The organism is Dietzia sp. Die43, from assembly GCF_024519835.1.
GTDB lineage: Bacteria > Actinomycetota > Actinomycetes > Mycobacteriales > Mycobacteriaceae > Dietzia > Dietzia kunjamensis.
Genome location: NZ_JALJRF010000060.1, coordinates 1 through 908 on the forward strand (window position 1 = coordinate 1; position 908 = coordinate 908).

General features: G+C 64.3%; 1 protein-coding gene. It reads right to left on the reverse strand.

Going from position 1 to position 908, the window contains the following annotated elements; translation table 11 throughout:
• Window positions 1-908, reverse strand: a 908-nt coding sequence (locus tag NR111_RS18225) for a cbb3-type cytochrome c oxidase subunit I (protein WP_256821626.1), incomplete at both ends; no start/stop codon positions are given.

The window sequence follows — 908 nt, forward strand, 5'->3', positions numbered from 1 at the left end:
GCCTTGCGACGGCCCCCGACGTGGGCCTCCGCCCGCATCCGCTCGCTCATGTGCGGGTAGTGCAGCTCGAACGCGGGGCGCTCGGAGCGGATCCGGGGCAGCGTCACGAAGTTGTGGCGCGGAGGCGGGCACGAGGTCGCCCACTCGAGGGAGTTGCCCGCGCCCCACGGGTCGTCGACCGTGACGATCTCCCCGTAGCGCCAGCTCTTGATGATGTTCCAGATGAACGGCAGCATCGCGATGCCGAGGATGAACGAACCGACCGTGGAGATCTGGTTGAGGACCGTGAAGTTGTCCGAATCCAGGTAGTCGGCGTACCGGCGCGGCATGCCCTGGTTGCCCAGCCAGTGCTGTACCAGGAACGTCGTGTGGAAACCGATGAAGATCAACCAGAAGTGGATCTTGCCGAGCCGCTCGTCGTACATCCGGCCCGTCATCTTGGGGAACCAGAAGTACACGCCGGCGAACGTGGCGAACACGATGGTGCCGAAGAGCGTGTAGTGGAAGTGCGCCACGATGAAGTACGTGTCCGAGATGTGGAAGTCGATCGGCGCCGAGGCCATCATCACGCCGGTCAGACCGCCGAAGAGGAAGGTGATGATGAAGCCGAGGGCGAACAGCATCGGCGTCTCGAAGGTCATCTTGCCGCGCCACATCGTGCCGATCCAGTTGAAGAACTTCACGCCGGTCGGGACCGCGATGAGGAACGTCATGAAGGAGAAGAACGGCAGCAGCACCGCGCCGGTGACGTACATGTGGTGCGCCCACACGGCCGTCGACAGTGCGGCGATCGCGAGGGTCGCGAAGACCAGGCCGGCGTAGCCGAACAGCGGCTTGCGAGAGAAGACCGGGAAGACCTCGGAGACGATGCCGAAGAACGGCAGCGCGAGGACGTACACCTCGGGGTG